We start from the raw sequence: 15,260 nt of genomic DNA on the forward strand, positions 1-15,260 counted from the left end.
TGTAAATAGAATTTATAAATGTTAGCTAAAAATAGCTTTTATTTAAAAAGAGGAATTGGAAAAGAAATATTTTAATTTAAATATGGGCTTTGAAGATAATAAAAAAAGAAAAAAAGTATTTAGAAATATGATTCCAGATAGCTGACAAAAATAGAAGCTGCAGTTAAATCAGCAGTAGTTCCGGGATTTAATTTGTTTTCATATAAATAATTATCAAATTCATTTAATTTATCTGAAAAACTGCCATCACCCTTAAATAAAAGCAATTCCTTAGCATGAGATGAAACCTCACTGGCTTTTTTGTCACCATATTTTCTTGAAATTAAAGTATCCGGAATTTCAGATAAAATAGTTAAAAAGGTTAAAACACATGCATCATTAGCTTTCATGGTTTTTCTCAAATCACGGTAAGTCGGATAACCTTTTTCAAAAACAACAGGCATTCCCGTAGTCATTTCATTAGCTAATCTGTCCCATGGTGCAGAAATCTCTAAAACATCAAACATAGTTTGTTTATTTGCCCTTAATTCTTCTTTTGCATTTTCACTAGCTACATCATACTCATCCTGATCACCCATTCCGCCGGCATCTGCAATGTTAATTGCATCATACAAATCCACTGCATCTTCCACAGTAGTTGCTTCCATTAATTGAGAAGTATTTTTTCTAAGCTGAGAAAAATCATCACTGATAGCTGCCCCACAGGCTATTGGAGTAATCATCATTACAATTCCAAGATTTGTATTATTAGCTATCCATTTATCTGTTTCTTTTACAGCATCCAATATGTATTTACCTAACTTTGCATTCTGAAGACAGTTTTTATTGACTTTTGAAGTTGCTTTTTCAATAGTATCCCCAATTACAATTCCACTTATTATAAAGTCTTCAAATTCCATATCTTCAAAATCACGGGTTCTATGAACATTTCCAGGCTTTGGATATCCACTTACTTCTAATGCTGAAGCTATTTGAGCTATTTTAGCTATTGTTTTTGAATCCATAATATCAACTTAAAGCAAATCATTTAAAAGCACATATGATGCAAAGTTAGTGATTATCAGGTCTGATCCTGCTCTTTTAATAGAGATTAAACTTTCTAAAATTGCATTTTCAGTTAAAAATCCTTTTTCAATAGCTGCCATAATCATTGAGTATTCCCCACTTACATTATAGCTAACTAAAGGTAGTGTAAATTCTTCTCTGATTGTTTTAATAATATCCAGGTAAGGTAAAGCAGGTTTAACCATTAAAAAGTCAGCACCTTCAATAACATCAAGTTCACATTCCCTAATTGCTTCTAAGGCATTTGCAGGATCCATCTGATAACTTTTACGGTTTCCGCAAGTTGGTGATGAATCAGCTGCTGCTCTAAATGGTTCATAAAATGCAGATGCATATTTTGCTGAATATGACATAATCATAACATTATAAAATCCATTTTCATCCAATGCAGTTCTGATAGCATCCACTCTGCCATCCATCATATCAGAAGGAGCCACTATATCTACACCAGCTTTAGCATAAGAAACAGCTACTTTAGCAATGTATTTCAATGATTCATCATTTAATATTTCCACTCCGTCGTCAGTATCGTCATTTTCTTTAATTAATCCGCAGTGTCCGTGAGAAGTGTATTGGCATAAACATACATCACCGATAACAACAAGATCTGTCTGTTTTTTAAGTTCGCGAATTGCTCTTTGAACTATTCCTGTAGATGAGTAATCCGGACTAGCCACTTCATCTTTACTTTCAGGTAATGGAACTCCAAAGACAATAATTGATTTTAAACCTTTTTCTTCCAATTGTTTTGCAAATTCAATACCTGCATTTAAAGAATACCTGTATTCTCCAGGCATTGATTCAATAGGTTCTTTTTCATCACCTTCAAGTTCTTCTTTGAAAAAAATAGGATAAATCAAATCTTCTTTGTCCAATTTAGTTTCACGAACAATATCTCTGATTTTAGAGTTTTTTCTATATCTTCTCATTCTTGTAACTGGAAATACCATTTTTTCACCTACATAATTATTAGTAAAATATTACACTTAATATTTATCATATTTTAAATTCACTTAAAAGCGTATCTTCAATCCCGTAAGGCTTTTTTAGATAGTAATTTTTTCCATGCTCAACAATCAATGCATGATACTCCTGATATGCATTAACATCTCCATTAAAACTATCTTCAAATAATTTTTTAATATTCATATACTTTTCTTTTTCATCAAAATATCCCAAATAAGAAAATATCCTTTTAGTATAGGCATCCACTTTAAATTGCTTTTGTTTATATGCAAAAAGTAAAATAGAATCTGCTGTTTCATTACCTACTCCCTTAACTGCTAAAACTTCTTTTCTGGAAGGAATTTCACCATCTAAAGAAATATAAAATTTGGCAATATTTTTAAGATAATTAAATTTCTGATTAAAATAACCTGCAGGGCGAATAGCTTTTTTAAATTCATCTTCACAGGAATTAGCCAGTTCAAGAATATTTTCAGCTGAAAAATCACTTAAAAGACTTAGATTATTTAATGCTTTTTCTACTGAAGGCCAGGAAGTGTTCTGAGTCAGAACAGACCCCATTATAATTTCAAACTGCTCTTTCGAATTTCTTGGAAAACTATAATCATTTGGATGATAACCTTTAACAGCACCTGTTTTAGTGGGATTTGAGCCGTCATAACCTATAATAGGCCACCATCCCTGATAGGAATATGTCTTAAGTAATTTGTCATAAATCAGATTAATATTATTTTCACTCATACTACTCAACAAAACATTTATTAAATTTATATTATATTACTATGAATATAAGATTTTTATTGGAGAAACAAATATGGGAAATACAATCGGAAAAATGTTTTCAGTAACCAGCTTCGGATCAAGTCACGGAAAAGCTGTTGGAGCAGTTATTGACGGATGTCCTGCCAATCTTGAATTAAGTCCTGAAGATATTCAAAAAGAACTGGACAAACGAAAACCTGGAACAAGCGGAGTAACAACACCACGTAAAGAAGAAGATAAAGTTCAGATTTTATCAGGAATTTTTGAGGGTAAAACTGACGGAACACCTATTACAGGAATTGTTTATAACAATAATCAGCATTCCAAAGATTACTCAATGTTTAAAAACACTCCCCGCCCATCTCATGGAGATTACGGTTGGATGAGCAAATATGGCAATTATGACTACAATGGAGGAGGTCGCGGAAGCGGAAGAATCACTATAGGTCATGTAATTGCAGGAGCAATAGCTAAAAAGCTTTTAAAAACAAAAAATATCGAAATTGTTTCTCAGGTTGTTCAAATCGGTGACATAATGGCTCACAGCAATGATTTTGATACTGTAAAAGAAAATGTTGAGAAAAATTCCGTAAGATGTGGTGATTTAGAAGCTGCTAAAGCTATGGAAGAATTAATTTTGGCTAAAAAACAGGAAGGGGATTCAATTGGCGGAATTGTTGAAACAGTAGCTGTCGGAGTTCCTGCAGGGCTTGGAGAACCAGTATTTGAAAGGCTTGATGGTGATTTAGCCAGAATTCTAATGAATATAAATGCTGTAAAAGGAGTGGAAATCGGTTTTGGTTTTGATGTAGCTACAAGCAGTGCATCAGAGATTAATGATGAATACTATATTGAAGATAATGAAATTTACACATCAACCAACAGTTCCGGAGGAATTATTGGTGGAATAAGTAATGGCATGCCTATTATTTCAAGAATCGCAGTTAAACCTACTCCTTCAATTTCAAAATGTCAAAAAACAGTTAACTTGGAAAAAATGGAAGCAAAAGAAATAAGTATCCAAGGAAGACATGACCCCTGTATCTGTCCAAGAGCAACTATTGTAGCTCAATCCAGTGTAGCCATTGTTCTTGCAGACCATATGATTAGATCCGGATATATTCATCCTTCAAATCTGGAAATCTAACCGTTTCTTCCAATTGTAAGCTCATCATTTTCTCCATTTTTTAATGAAGCCTGGTAAGTATTTTTCCTCTCTCTTCTATTTAAATCAATATTTGAACTGTGAATCTGAGAATTGACATCTTTTAATGTTTTAATGCGAATCCTTGCAGGATTTTGAGTATTTACTTCAAAAGACATCCCATCAAAAGCAGCTAATGTTTTTACACCGCTTTCTTTAGTTATTCTTTTTGCTTCATCAATTGGATCTATACTTAACATTTTAAGACCAAAGTGAGTCATAATAGCTAATTTTGGCTTTACTTCTTTTAATAACTCAATAAAATTACGTGAACATAAATGACCCCTAATAGATTTATTTCCCGGCCTAAGTACACTAGCTATTAAAATATCTGCTCCTTCATGGTATTTATGCAAATCCTCAAAATATCCCGTATCTGAAGTATAGGATATTTTAAAACCTTTATAATCAATCTGAAATCCTACACCTTCAGGGTCACCATGAACTGTTTTTGTACCTTTAACAGAACAGCCATTAATGTTTTCAACCTGATTTGGCTCCAGAACATATTTTTTAGAATGACTTTGATGATAATTTGAAATTCCCGGACCCCATCTCTCATAACCGTCAAGAACACTTTTATTTCCTAAAACAACACCATATTCTTTGGTCATTCCTCTGGTCATGGCTTCAATGAGAATTTCCGCATCATTATAATGGTCAGTATGTGCATGAGAAACAAAAACACCATCTAAGTTTCTTGGGTCAAATCCGAATTGGTAAGTTCTAACAAGTGCCCCAGGACCTGGATCAACATGATAGTTTTTCCCGTTCAGATTATCAATTCTAAAACCGCCAGTCATTCTTCGTTGACTGATAGCTGAAAACCTTCCACCTCCAGTACCTAAAAATGTTATTTTCATTTAAAAAATCCCCTTTATAAACCACATAAAATTATATCACACTTAAGATTGGATTTGTCCTTTTTAAGACATAATTTTTCATTCTGGATAACTACCTTATCTCCAAGTTCTGCATCACCATTGTCGCTGAACATAAAAACAGTTTCATTTGGTTTAGCTATCTGTTTCCAATTTCCATCAAAAGCCTGTGTTTTGCTATTTAATTTAACATGAAGCATTTTTCCATCGACTGAAACAACTTCACCAATATCTCCCTTATCAATAATTTTATCAGCTAACGCTATTTCTTTATTTTTTTGGATTAAATCTTCCTGCAGTTTTTGTCTGAATTTAGATAAAACCTTAATATCCTTGTCAATACTTACATTAAGATGTCTTTGAGCTTCTGATTTATTGAATTTAGGCTGTTTGATTAAAACATCAAACTCATTTCCAATTGTAGGTGTTTTTCTAGAAATTTCAGTTAATATCTCTTCAAAGATGTCACCCATATATTTTAAACTTAATGAAGGTTTCCATTTTTTATTTATTAGCTTTTCTGCTTCCTGTTTGGCAAATTTATTACCGAATACAATAATCGCTTTTTCACCAGCTTCTCTGGAAACAGTTTCAGAGCCTGACAGTTCCACTATTTGGTAACCCATTGTAGTTCCATAAATTCTTTTTCTGTATGTTTCAAAGGCTTTTTTAGTAGTGACTTCCCCTCTTACACAATTTCCTACAGTAGTTATTTTAGTAGCATCTTCAGTTAACTTAATTGCAATGCCATATTCATCAGCTTTCTTTTTAAACTCCTCATCATTTTTTATTTTGCCACTATATAACTCGGATTCCAATGCATTTAACTGCTCTTTATTTCCAAAATAACCAATTCTTCTTTTATCACTAGCCATTACACATCCTTTTTTTCCAATATAAGCAATAATCAAACTCATTTCCTAACCCCTAAAATTAACAGTGAATAAAAATTAATTATAATAATTTAAGTTAATATAATATTATATTTATTATAAGTTATATATTTTCATCAAATTTTGATACAACTGTAAAAAAATTTCCATTAAAAAAAATTTATCTTCTAAAAATAAGCAAAAAAATTCGTTATAACACTAACCAAAGTATCAAAAGATACTGTTAAAATTATTAAAAAGATATAGAACTGTTCATAACAACAATCTTTATATAACAATAGAACATAAAATAGTAGTATAATAATTTTTAATTATTTATCATTACAAATTATAACGTCATAAAAATTATAATTTAAATAATGGTAAAAATTAAAGAACTAGGAGAAAAAACCTATGAAAGATCTCAATAAAATGTTTAAACCTGATTCAGTTGCTGTAATCGGAGCTTCAAACACCCCAGGTAAAGTAGGTTATATTATCATAGATAATATCATCTCTGGAGGATATAACGGAAAAGTATACCCAATTAACCCAAAAGGAGGAGAAATCCAAGGGTTAAAAGCATATGAAAATATTAAAGATGTTCCTGAAAAGGTGGACTTAGTAATTATGTCCATTCCTGCAGCTTTTGTAAATGAATCAATAAAAGACTGTGGTGAAGCTGGCGTAGAAAACATGGTAGTTATTAGTGCTGGTTTCAAAGAAATTGGAGAAGAAGGTGCAAAATTAGAAGAAGAATTAGTTGCACTTAGTAAAGAATATGGTATAAATATTATTGGACCAAACAGTTTAGGAATTACAGATTCCCACACTCCATTAAACTCTTCATTTGCACAAATGATGCCACCAAAAGGAAATATTGCATTTATTTCCCAAAGTGGGGCTATGATGGTAGCACTTCTTGACTGGAGTCTTACTTCAGGAATCGGATTCAGTAAAGTAATCAGTCTTGGAAACAAAGCTGGTGTAACTGAAACCGAATTAATGGAGTATTTAGCTGAAGATCCTGAAACTGCAGTTATTATCTGTTATTTAGAATCAATATCTGATGATGATAACTTTGTTAAAGCAATGAGAAAAACCACTGCTAAAAAACCAATCGTTGTACTTAAATCCGGTTCAAGTAATGCTGGTGCAGAAGCAGCATCTTCTCACACAGGTGCTTTAGCAGGTAGTGACTTGGCATTTGATACTGCTTTTGAACAATCCGGAATCCTTCGTGTAAGCAGCATGGCAGAATTGTTTGATATTGGATTGGCATTTTCCAAAGCACCACTTCCAGAAGGAAACAATGTAGCTATCATTACCAATGCCGGTGGTGGAGGAGTGCTTACTGTAGATGAAATGGAAAGACAGGGATTGGAACTTGTTCAATTTGATGAAGAAACAAAAGAAAAATTAAGGAAAGGTATTCCTGAAGAAGGTAGTGTAAACAACCCTATTGATGTTTTAGGAGACGCTCCAGTACAAAGGTACAAAGAAACATTAGATATTGTTTTAAAAGATGATCAAGTAGACAGTTTAATCATCATGGTTTGTCCTACAGCATCTGCAGACCCAGACGGAATTGCAGCTGCAATCTTAGAAGAAAGAGAAAAATTCGGAAAACCTATTTTAGTTGTAAATATGGGTGGACCAACCTTTGAAGCAGCAAATCATGCACTAAGATCCCACAATGTGCCTACTTATGTTTTCCCTGAAAATGCAGTAGATGCACTTGCAGCTATGACAACCTATGCTGAATTGGAACACAGAGAAGCTGATTCCTGTATTGATGATTTAGACAACATCGATAAAAAAGCTGTAGAAGAGATATTCGCTAAAGTTAAAGCTGACGGCAGAGACACCTTACTTGGTAGTGAGGCATATGCAGTAGCTGAAGCTTATGGAATTGAAGCTGCACCAATTAAATTAGCTACCAATGCAGATGAAGCAAGCCAATTAGCAGCAGATATGGAATTCCCGGTTGTACTTAAAATAGCTTCTGACAAAATACTTCACAAATCAGATATCGGTGGAGTAAAAGTAGGAATTGAAAGTGAAGAAGAAGCTAAAGCAACTTTCGATGAAATCATAGCTAATGCTAAAAAAGCACATCCTGACATTGTACCTGACGGTGTGGAAGTGCAAAAAATGATGGAAACCGGTCAGGAAGTAATTGTCGGTATGATTAAAGACAAACAATTCGGACCAATGATTGCATTTGGTATGGGTGGAATTTACGTTAACCTTATTGAAGATGTATCCTTTAAATTAGCTAACGGTATCAGCAGTCAGGAAATTGATGAGCAAATCAATGACACTAAAGTTAGCGAATTGCTTAAAGGTTACAGAGGAGAAGCACCATGTGATATTGATGCTGTAAAAGAAGCTATTAAAAGAGTAGCTAGGTTAACCTTAGACTTCCCTGAAATATCCGAATTGGATATTAACCCAATTTTCGTATACGAAAACGGATCAAGTGCTCTTGATATAAAAATCAAATTATAATTTCTCATTTGAGAAATTACTCTTTTTTTCTTTTAAACATTAGTTGGAGGTTATACTATAACTAATGAAATCGATTTGGAATTATATACCATAGCTATAACCAGATTAAACACAGGATTTCAAAATATCGGTGAAATAATTCAAAAAAATGCAGATGAACTTCAAAATAACAATCCTGAAGCTATAACAATATTAACTGAAGAAATTGAAAACACAGCTCCATCTTTTAAAAATAGTGCCAAAGACTTTAACAGAATGTATTTGGATATTGTAGACAGCTTAAATCAAAAAGAAGTTAATTACAATGAATATGAACCATTTTTTAAATATATAAATCAGATATTTCCACAATACAGGGAAAGTCTTGTAAAAAGTATTGACAATTTAAAAAATATCGGAATAGACAATTCCGAATTGAACCAAACTATTGCAAATCTGGATAATGCAATTATGGAAATCGTAAATACATTTACAAACTTGTTAAAAATAGCTATTGATTATGTAGATAGCACAAAAGATATTTAAAAAAACATTAAAGTTCGTGCTTTAAATTAAAAATTGCTTTGATTATATTAAAGTGAAAATAAAACTTTCAAATATAACCACAGCTACTTCTTTCTATTTTACAATCAACTATTGTTAAGATTCTTCAAATGAAGTGCTGTAACTTTCAGCGGCAGAATCAAAATCTAAAAAAAATAAGAGGAATGTAACTTATAAAAAATTACATTCAAAAGATAAGTTAAGCAGTTACATCATAAAAGATTTTATCTGCAGGGATTTTTTCTTTTAAAACACCTAAATCAACTTCAATATTCATGAAGTCCATTACATTTTGTTTGTATGCATCATCCAATCCAGAAACAAAATTGATTCCGCTTAAAGATTTTTTCTCAATATCCGGATTAGCTACTATGTCTTTTGGTAATTGGGATACTGCATCATCAGGATGTTCTTGAACATATTTAGTAGCATTAGCATGGATTTCTACAATTTTTTTAGCTTCATCAGGATGTTCTTTTAAGAAATCATCAGATGCTGCAACTACACAGCATGGATGTCCAGGTATGATTTCAGATGAGTCAACCAATTCAGTATTGCCGTTTTCAACTGCAGTAGTTACAAACGGTTCATAAGTTAACATACCGTCAATTTGATTAGATTTTAAAGCATCATTCATTGAAGGAACTTTCATTGCAGAAACTTTTAAATCTTTAATATCAATATTATTCTGATTTAAATAATATTTAAGCAACATATATTGAATGGAAGCTTCTCCAGGAGTAGCAATGGATTTGCCTTCTAAATCCTGAACAGAAGTAATTCCTGAACTGTTACTTACAACAATTCCACTACCTTCAGTCTGTACACCAGAAATAACTTTTACTGGTACGCCTTTTTCTATTGAAGACAATACTGGAGTGATACCTACATATCCAACATCCACTTCACCACTAGCCATAGCAGTCATTAAGTCTCCACCATTATTGAATTGAACTAATTTAGTATTAATACCTTCTTTTTGATACATGTCTTGAGCATCAGCAATGAATAAAGCTGCATCATGATCACTTGGAAGATAACCGATAGTTACTGTACCATCATCTTGACTGGAGTAAAACATATATGCTCCAGCTGCAATAATGATAACAGCAACGATTATAACAATAGTTATAATTGATTTTTTATTCATATCATCACCATAATTAAATTACAGTAATATGTATTAAAAATAGCAATATATAAAAGTTTCTGAAACATTCTTAAAATTTAAAATTAAAGCCATGAACAAAACCTTTTTAAAAAATATCAACAATTAAGCAAAAATAAATTAAAAAAAGTGAAAGGAATTAATTAATTATAATAATTCTTTTCTTAAATCAATAGTGTCCTTTAAATCCGGACCGGTTGAAATAATAGTTACTGGAACACCAGTTTCAGATTGAATTTCTTCAACGAATTTTTTGGTCTCTGCAGACAAATCATCATAACTTTGTGTTCTAGCACAGTCAGGATATAATCTGTCTACACAGGTTAAAGCTATTTGAGTTGCACCATTGATTCTACAGGATTCTTTTGCAAGTTCCATATCAAATAAACCTACACGACGCCTACGTCCAGTTACAACACCATATTCTTCAATATTTTTACTTTCAGCTTCTTCTTGTGAAATTTCAGTTGGGAAAGGTCCTTCACCAACACGGGTAATATAAGCTTTGAATACATTTATTACTTCATCGACTTTAGTTGGACCTACACCTACATCAGCAGCAAATGTACTTGCAGTGGTATCTTTACTAGTTACAAATGGATAAGTTCCATAGTAAAGAGATAATGCAAATCCTTGAGAACCTTCAATAAATACATCTCCACCATTATCTAAAACATCATTAGTTTCTAAAGAAACATCAGTCAAATAATCTTCAAGTTCAGGAACATCTTTAGCTAATTTAACTGTCCTTAACACCCTATCAGAATTAGCTGGTCCGCAGCCGGATCCTGTACTTCCTATTTTTTTAGCTAAATGCTCTGATTTTTTGTCCCTTTCTCTGTGATCTTTAGTAATAATAGCACATCTAGGATCAACAAAAGTTCTTTCTTTTACATTATATTTCTTTAAATCTTCAAATTCTTTAAATAAAACATCTTTATCTACTAATACTCCAGCACCAATCATGAGTTTAGCATCAGTATGTACAAAACCAGAAGGGATGAGTCTTAAACCATATTTTTCACCATTAAACTCAACAGAATGTCCTGCATTTGGACCTACACCTGCACGAGCAATAATATCAGGTTTATCATTACCACAAAGATAAGTGATACATTTACCTTTACCTTCGTCACCCCATGCTCCACCGACTAAAATACTACAAGTCATTTAATAACTCCTTTCATAATCTTAAAAACATGAAAATAAAAATTTTCACAACACTAAAATATTTTGTCAATACTCTTTTAAAAACTTTTCCAAAATACTCACTTATCAATATATTTTCAATGCATTTTTCTTTTATAATAATAAAATACAAACTCAAATTTCAAAAAAATCAACATCATATGAAAATTAAAACAAATATTCAAAATATAATTAAAAAACTTAAAAAAATAAAAATAATACATGGCATGCATTAAGTAGGCAAAATTGGGCAGGTATTCTATGCATATCTACCAAAATATTATATATATTAATTTAGTATAAATATAAAATTGGATATAAGTGGGGTTAATTTAAAAATGCATGTTAAAAAAAGATATGATGAAAACAGTGACATAGCGGAAATTGAAATACATGATATAAACACAAAAGACATTTACAAACCATCACCTAAGATATTGGACATACACCAGCCCAAACACAGAAAACTATTAAAAGCCGTACCTTCAGACATCCACATACTTTTGCCGATACGTGAGGGCAATGATTTTATAGTTATGCGTTTAGGCTGGACTACTCTGCAAAAAACAAATCTTGATTCAAACGATGTTGAAGGTAGAATGTATAGTAATGTTCTTCCATTTCATTATAATTTATTGAAAGATTATTGCAAAAAAGCAGTAACTAGCAAAAAAACCATAAAGTTAAGACTCTATTATTATAGAAATAATCGTATACAATCAATAGTCCATACAACTATTTTAGAAGACAACGGAAAACTATATATTGTTGAAGATTATTCCTCAGAGAAAGAAAAAAATAAGCCCAGAATAAAAGAGGATAATGACAGCAGAAAATTGGAGCTAATTGAATATTTCTCCCAAACCGGAAGTTATTACAAATATAAAAACAAGTATACTTGGACCTCCGGAATTTATAACATAATAAATAGAACTCCTGAAATTGACGACCAATATTATAATATTGTTTTTAATTTAGTAGTTGATGAAGACCAGCACAAAGTTGAAAAATTATTAAATAATCTAGGCCCTGAATCAGCACATATTGAAGAAATTATAAAAATCAAAACTAAAACTGGCAATATTAAATATCTTGACATCCATGTTTATGTAAAATTTGATGAAAATAATGAAATTATAAGTAAAACTGGTTTTTTTAAAGATATTAGTCATGAATTAACTGAAAAAAATAGAAGTATGGATTATTTAATAAATGGATTTATAAAAAATTCTAAATTAGCACTGCTTATAGAACCATTTAGCAGCAAATATTCATTTAGTGAAGGATTTTACGAAATTTTAGAACTAGATAAACAGAACGACTATAAAAATAATTGGAAACATATTATTGAAAATATAGAAGAAAAAGATATAGTTCAAAAAATTAACGGCATACGGCATGGAAAAATAAATAAACTAAATGAAACTTTTACATATTACCCGAATAAATCAGAAGAGAATAAGAAAATTATTGAATTATCTCTTGAATCATTTTACATAAATAATGAAATACACCATTTAGGATTTTTAATTGATATTACAAAAGATATTGAAAAAAGTAAACAACTTGAATATGCAAAAAGACAAAGCATAATTATCAAAGAAGTTCACCATAGAATAAAAAACAATTTCCAAATATTGAATAGTTTTATTAATATAGAAAAAAAAGTTTATCAAGATAAACCAGAATTGGTTATTGAACATATGCAAAGTAGATTACAATCATTAGCTGATTTACATAATCAAACATGTAAAAATGGTGATTTTGAAATCTTAAACTTAAAAACAAACATAGAAAACCAAGACACTGCATTAAATAATTTATTAAGTAAAAATAAAGATATAACTTTTATTTCAAATATTGAACCTGATATTTGTTTGCCAATTTCAATAACAACTCCAATAATGTTAATTATTAATGAATTAACAACCAATTCAATTAAACATGCATTTAAAAATGATGAAAATCAAGAAAAAATAATAACAAAAAGTGCAAAATTAATTAATAATGAAACTTGTGAACTTATATACACAGATAACGGTAAGGGAATTAAAAAAATTGAGAATAAAGAAGGACATTTAGGATTAAATATTATTCAATCTTTAACAAAACAGATAAATGGAACTCTCGAAATTAACACTCCTGAAAACGGAAGCAGATTTAAAATAATATTCCCAATTAAAGAAGATACATATGATATACAAAATAATAAATTATAATTAAGGTCTCAAAAAATGAATATTGAAAAAAAATACTTCCCAATAGAAAAAGTCGAAGAAGTAAAAATATATGATTTAAGTAAAGAAGTAATATTTTATAATTCCCCGAAAGTTACAGATGTTGAACCCCTTGAATTTGAATCTATTTTAAATCAAATTTCATCTGACGTTAATCAATTCATTCCTGTTGATAATGGAGAAGACTTAATAGTCACACGATTTGGAAAAACATTACTGCAAAGATTAAATATAAACCCTAAAGATATCCTTGGAAGACGTTTTAGTGAATGTCTCCCATTTTATCATGATCTATTCAAGGAACATGTTAAAAAAGTTGTAAATAAAAAGAGCAAAATTGAAAAATTAAGATTACTCTATTTTGAAGAGAATACACTAAGTTTAATTTTAACTACAACAATAATGGAAAAAAATGGGTACATATACATTATTAACAATTATGAAGCTGAATCAATTACCAAAACTTCCGCAATTAAGAATCACAGTGATAAATTATATTTGATTGAATATATGTCACAAACAGGCAGCTATTATAAAATAAATAATAAATATGCTTGGACAAATGGAATATACAATATTTTAGGCAGACATCAAAAGTCTTCTGACAAATATTATAATATAATCTTTGATCTGGCACTTAAAGAAGATAAAGAAAAAATTAAAAAAGCCATGCATGAAAATCTTCCAAGAAAAATGGAAATAAAAGAAAAAATTAGGATTAAAACTGAAAATGGGAAAATAAAAACTTTAGAATGTAATTTATATCCAAAATACAATAATAATGAATATGTGGGAATTTATGGTTTTTTTAAAGATATGAGCTCAGAATTAGATTCAAGTATTCTTAATCCAATTGATTATATTTTAAATGGATTTACACATTCTCAAAAACTTGCACTATTACTAGAGCCATTTAATCCAGTGACTTATTCATTTACTGATGGTTTTTATAATATTATTGGAGTAAAAAAACAAGAATATACTCATAATTATAATATTTATAAACATATTGGAGAAAAAAAAGTAGTTGAAAAACTAAAAAAAATGGAATCCGGAGAAGTAAATAAATTTGATGAAACTTTTACTTTTTATAAAGATAAAACTACAAAAAAACCAATAACCTGCGAATTAATACTTGAAAACTTTTATGTGAACAATGAACTCCATACTATTGGATTTTTAATTGACATTACACATGATATTGAAAAAAGAGAACATATAAAAATTATAGAAAAACAAAAAATAATAATTAAAGAGGTTCATCATAGAATAAAAAATAACTTACAAATATTAAATAGTTTTATAAATTTGGAAAAAAGGGAATATTCAAAAGAACCCGAATTAATCATCGAACATATGCAAAGTAGACTAAACTCATTATCAATTTTACATGCACAAACTTGTGAAAGTTTAGATTTTGAAAATTTAAATGTAAGTGAAGCTATTACACAACAAGAGGAAACATTGAATAATTTATTGAGTTCACATAACGACATAAATTTTATAACATACATTGATCCAGAATTATGGATGCCTATTTCTCTTGTTACACCACTCTTATTAATAATAAACGAATTAACAACTAATTCAGTTAAACATGCATTTAATGACAATACAAAAAATAAACAAATATATAAACATATGAAATTAATTGATGGTGAAACCTGTGAATTTGTATTTAAAGATAATGGTATCGGGCTGAAAGATACTAAAATGCAAAGTTTAGGTTCAATGATTATTAAATCATTAATTAAACAGATTAATGGAACTTTAGAAATAACTGTAAATAATGGAACTCAATTTAAAATAAAATTTCCAATAAATCAAGAATATGTGGGATATAAATAAAAAGAGGAGCTTAAT

General features: G+C 30.1%; 12 protein-coding genes. 5 read left to right on the forward strand and 7 right to left on the reverse strand.

Annotation, left to right across the window (positions count from 1 at the left end):
• Positions 1–119: 119 nt before the first annotated feature.
• From ACMC9J_RS01615 to ACMC9J_RS01625, 3 genes are read right to left on the reverse strand one after another with little or no spacing between them, the layout of a single operon-like run.
• On the reverse strand, positions 120–1,004 hold the full coding sequence (locus ACMC9J_RS01615; RefSeq protein ID WP_427003446.1) for a triphosphoribosyl-dephospho-CoA synthase: 885 nt from the start codon (positions 1,002–1,004) through the stop codon (positions 120–122).
• 9 nt (positions 1,005–1,013) lie between these two features.
• Positions 1,014–2,015 carry a porphobilinogen synthase gene (gene hemB / locus ACMC9J_RS01620; protein ID WP_019266972.1) on the reverse strand — a complete coding sequence of 334 codons (1,002 nt, stop codon included), beginning with the start codon at positions 2,013–2,015 and terminating at the stop codon, positions 1,014–1,016.
• Between the two features lie 46 nt (positions 2,016–2,061).
• On the reverse strand, positions 2,062–2,772 hold the full coding sequence (locus ACMC9J_RS01625; protein WP_427003447.1) for an endonuclease III domain-containing protein: 711 nt from the start codon (positions 2,770–2,772) through the stop codon (positions 2,062–2,064).
• Between the two features lie 73 nt (positions 2,773–2,845).
• Here ACMC9J_RS01625 and aroC point away from each other — a divergent pair, with 73 nt between their 5' ends.
• Positions 2,846–3,940, forward strand: coding sequence for a chorismate synthase (gene aroC, locus ACMC9J_RS01630; RefSeq protein WP_427003448.1), 1,095 nt, complete (start codon positions 2,846–2,848; stop codon positions 3,938–3,940).
• Here the strand turns inward: aroC and ACMC9J_RS01635 are convergent.
• Together ACMC9J_RS01635 and ACMC9J_RS01640 are read right to left on the reverse strand one after the other, a co-directional pair.
• A complete protein-coding gene (locus ACMC9J_RS01635) occupies positions 3,937–4,860 on the reverse strand; it encodes an MBL fold metallo-hydrolase (protein WP_019266969.1) in 924 nt (307 codons plus the stop codon). The two genes, aroC and ACMC9J_RS01635, sit on opposite strands and share 4 nt — an antisense overlap.
• Before the next feature lie 14 nt (positions 4,861–4,874).
• The gene (locus ACMC9J_RS01640) at positions 4,875–5,795 is read right to left on the reverse strand and encodes a DUF2121 domain-containing protein (RefSeq protein ID WP_303999291.1); all 921 of its coding nucleotides are present in this window, start codon (positions 5,793–5,795) and stop codon (positions 4,875–4,877) included.
• A gap of 369 nt (positions 5,796–6,164) precedes the next feature.
• Here ACMC9J_RS01640 and acs point away from each other — a divergent pair, with 369 nt between their 5' ends.
• Positions 6,165–8,261 carry an acetate--CoA ligase alpha subunit gene (acs, locus tag ACMC9J_RS01645; protein WP_427003449.1) on the forward strand — a complete coding sequence of 699 codons (2,097 nt, stop codon included), beginning with the start codon at positions 6,165–6,167 and terminating at the stop codon, positions 8,259–8,261.
• A 75-nt stretch (positions 8,262–8,336) separates the two neighbouring features.
• A complete protein-coding gene (locus ACMC9J_RS01650) occupies positions 8,337–8,786 on the forward strand; it encodes a hypothetical protein (protein WP_427003450.1) in 450 nt (149 codons plus the stop codon).
• Positions 8,787–9,003: 217 nt separating this feature from the next.
• On the opposite strand, the gene ACMC9J_RS01655 is transcribed toward ACMC9J_RS01650, so the two are convergent.
• Together ACMC9J_RS01655 and ACMC9J_RS01660 are read right to left on the reverse strand one after the other, a co-directional pair.
• Complete coding sequence (locus ACMC9J_RS01655; RefSeq protein ID WP_295870563.1) at positions 9,004–9,954, reverse strand: ABC transporter substrate-binding protein; 951 nt, start codon at positions 9,952–9,954, stop codon at positions 9,004–9,006.
• A 165-nt stretch (positions 9,955–10,119) separates the two neighbouring features.
• The gene (locus tag ACMC9J_RS01660; protein ID WP_019266964.1) at positions 10,120–11,142 is read right to left on the reverse strand and encodes an adenylosuccinate synthetase; all 1,023 of its coding nucleotides are present in this window, start codon (positions 11,140–11,142) and stop codon (positions 10,120–10,122) included.
• A 356-nt stretch (positions 11,143–11,498) separates the two neighbouring features.
• Between ACMC9J_RS01660 and ACMC9J_RS01665 the strand changes: the two genes are divergently transcribed.
• Together ACMC9J_RS01665 and ACMC9J_RS01670 are read left to right on the forward strand one after the other, a co-directional pair.
• Positions 11,499–13,379: a sensor histidine kinase gene (locus ACMC9J_RS01665; protein WP_427003451.1), complete on the forward strand. Its 1,881-nt coding sequence runs from the start codon at positions 11,499–11,501 to the stop codon at positions 13,377–13,379.
• Between the two features lie 15 nt (positions 13,380–13,394).
• Positions 13,395–15,245 carry a sensor histidine kinase gene (locus tag ACMC9J_RS01670; protein WP_427003452.1) on the forward strand — a complete coding sequence of 617 codons (1,851 nt, stop codon included), beginning with the start codon at positions 13,395–13,397 and terminating at the stop codon, positions 15,243–15,245.
• The last annotated feature ends 15 nt before the right edge of the window (positions 15,246–15,260 follow it).

The organism is Methanobrevibacter intestini, from assembly GCF_047402955.1.
GTDB classification, from domain to species: domain Archaea; phylum Methanobacteriota; class Methanobacteria; order Methanobacteriales; family Methanobacteriaceae; genus Methanocatella; species Methanocatella intestini.

Coding starts and splice junctions, on each gene's coding strand:
- aroC (WP_427003448.1), top strand. CDS start 2,846: ATGGGAAATACAATCGGAAAAATGTTTTCAGTAACCAGCTTCGGATCA.
- ACMC9J_RS01665 (WP_427003451.1), top strand. CDS start 11,499: ATGCATGTTAAAAAAAGATATGATGAAAACAGTGACATAGCGGAAATT.
- ACMC9J_RS01655 (WP_295870563.1), bottom strand. CDS start 9,954: ATGAATAAAAAATCAATTATAACTATTGTTATAATCGTTGCTGTTATC.
- ACMC9J_RS01615 (WP_427003446.1), bottom strand. CDS start 1,004: ATGGATTCAAAAACAATAGCTAAAATAGCTCAAATAGCTTCAGCATTA.
- hemB (WP_019266972.1), bottom strand. CDS start 2,015: ATGGTATTTCCAGTTACAAGAATGAGAAGATATAGAAAAAACTCTAAA.
- ACMC9J_RS01670 (WP_427003452.1), top strand. CDS start 13,395: ATGAATATTGAAAAAAAATACTTCCCAATAGAAAAAGTCGAAGAAGTA.
- acs (WP_427003449.1), top strand. CDS start 6,165: ATGAAAGATCTCAATAAAATGTTTAAACCTGATTCAGTTGCTGTAATC.
- ACMC9J_RS01625 (WP_427003447.1), bottom strand. CDS start 2,772: ATGAGTGAAAATAATATTAATCTGATTTATGACAAATTACTTAAGACA.
- ACMC9J_RS01660 (WP_019266964.1), bottom strand. CDS start 11,142: ATGACTTGTAGTATTTTAGTCGGTGGAGCATGGGGTGACGAAGGTAAA.
- ACMC9J_RS01635 (WP_019266969.1), bottom strand. CDS start 4,860: ATGAAAATAACATTTTTAGGTACTGGAGGTGGAAGGTTTTCAGCTATC.
- ACMC9J_RS01640 (WP_303999291.1), bottom strand. CDS start 5,795: ATGAGTTTGATTATTGCTTATATTGGAAAAAAAGGATGTGTAATGGCT.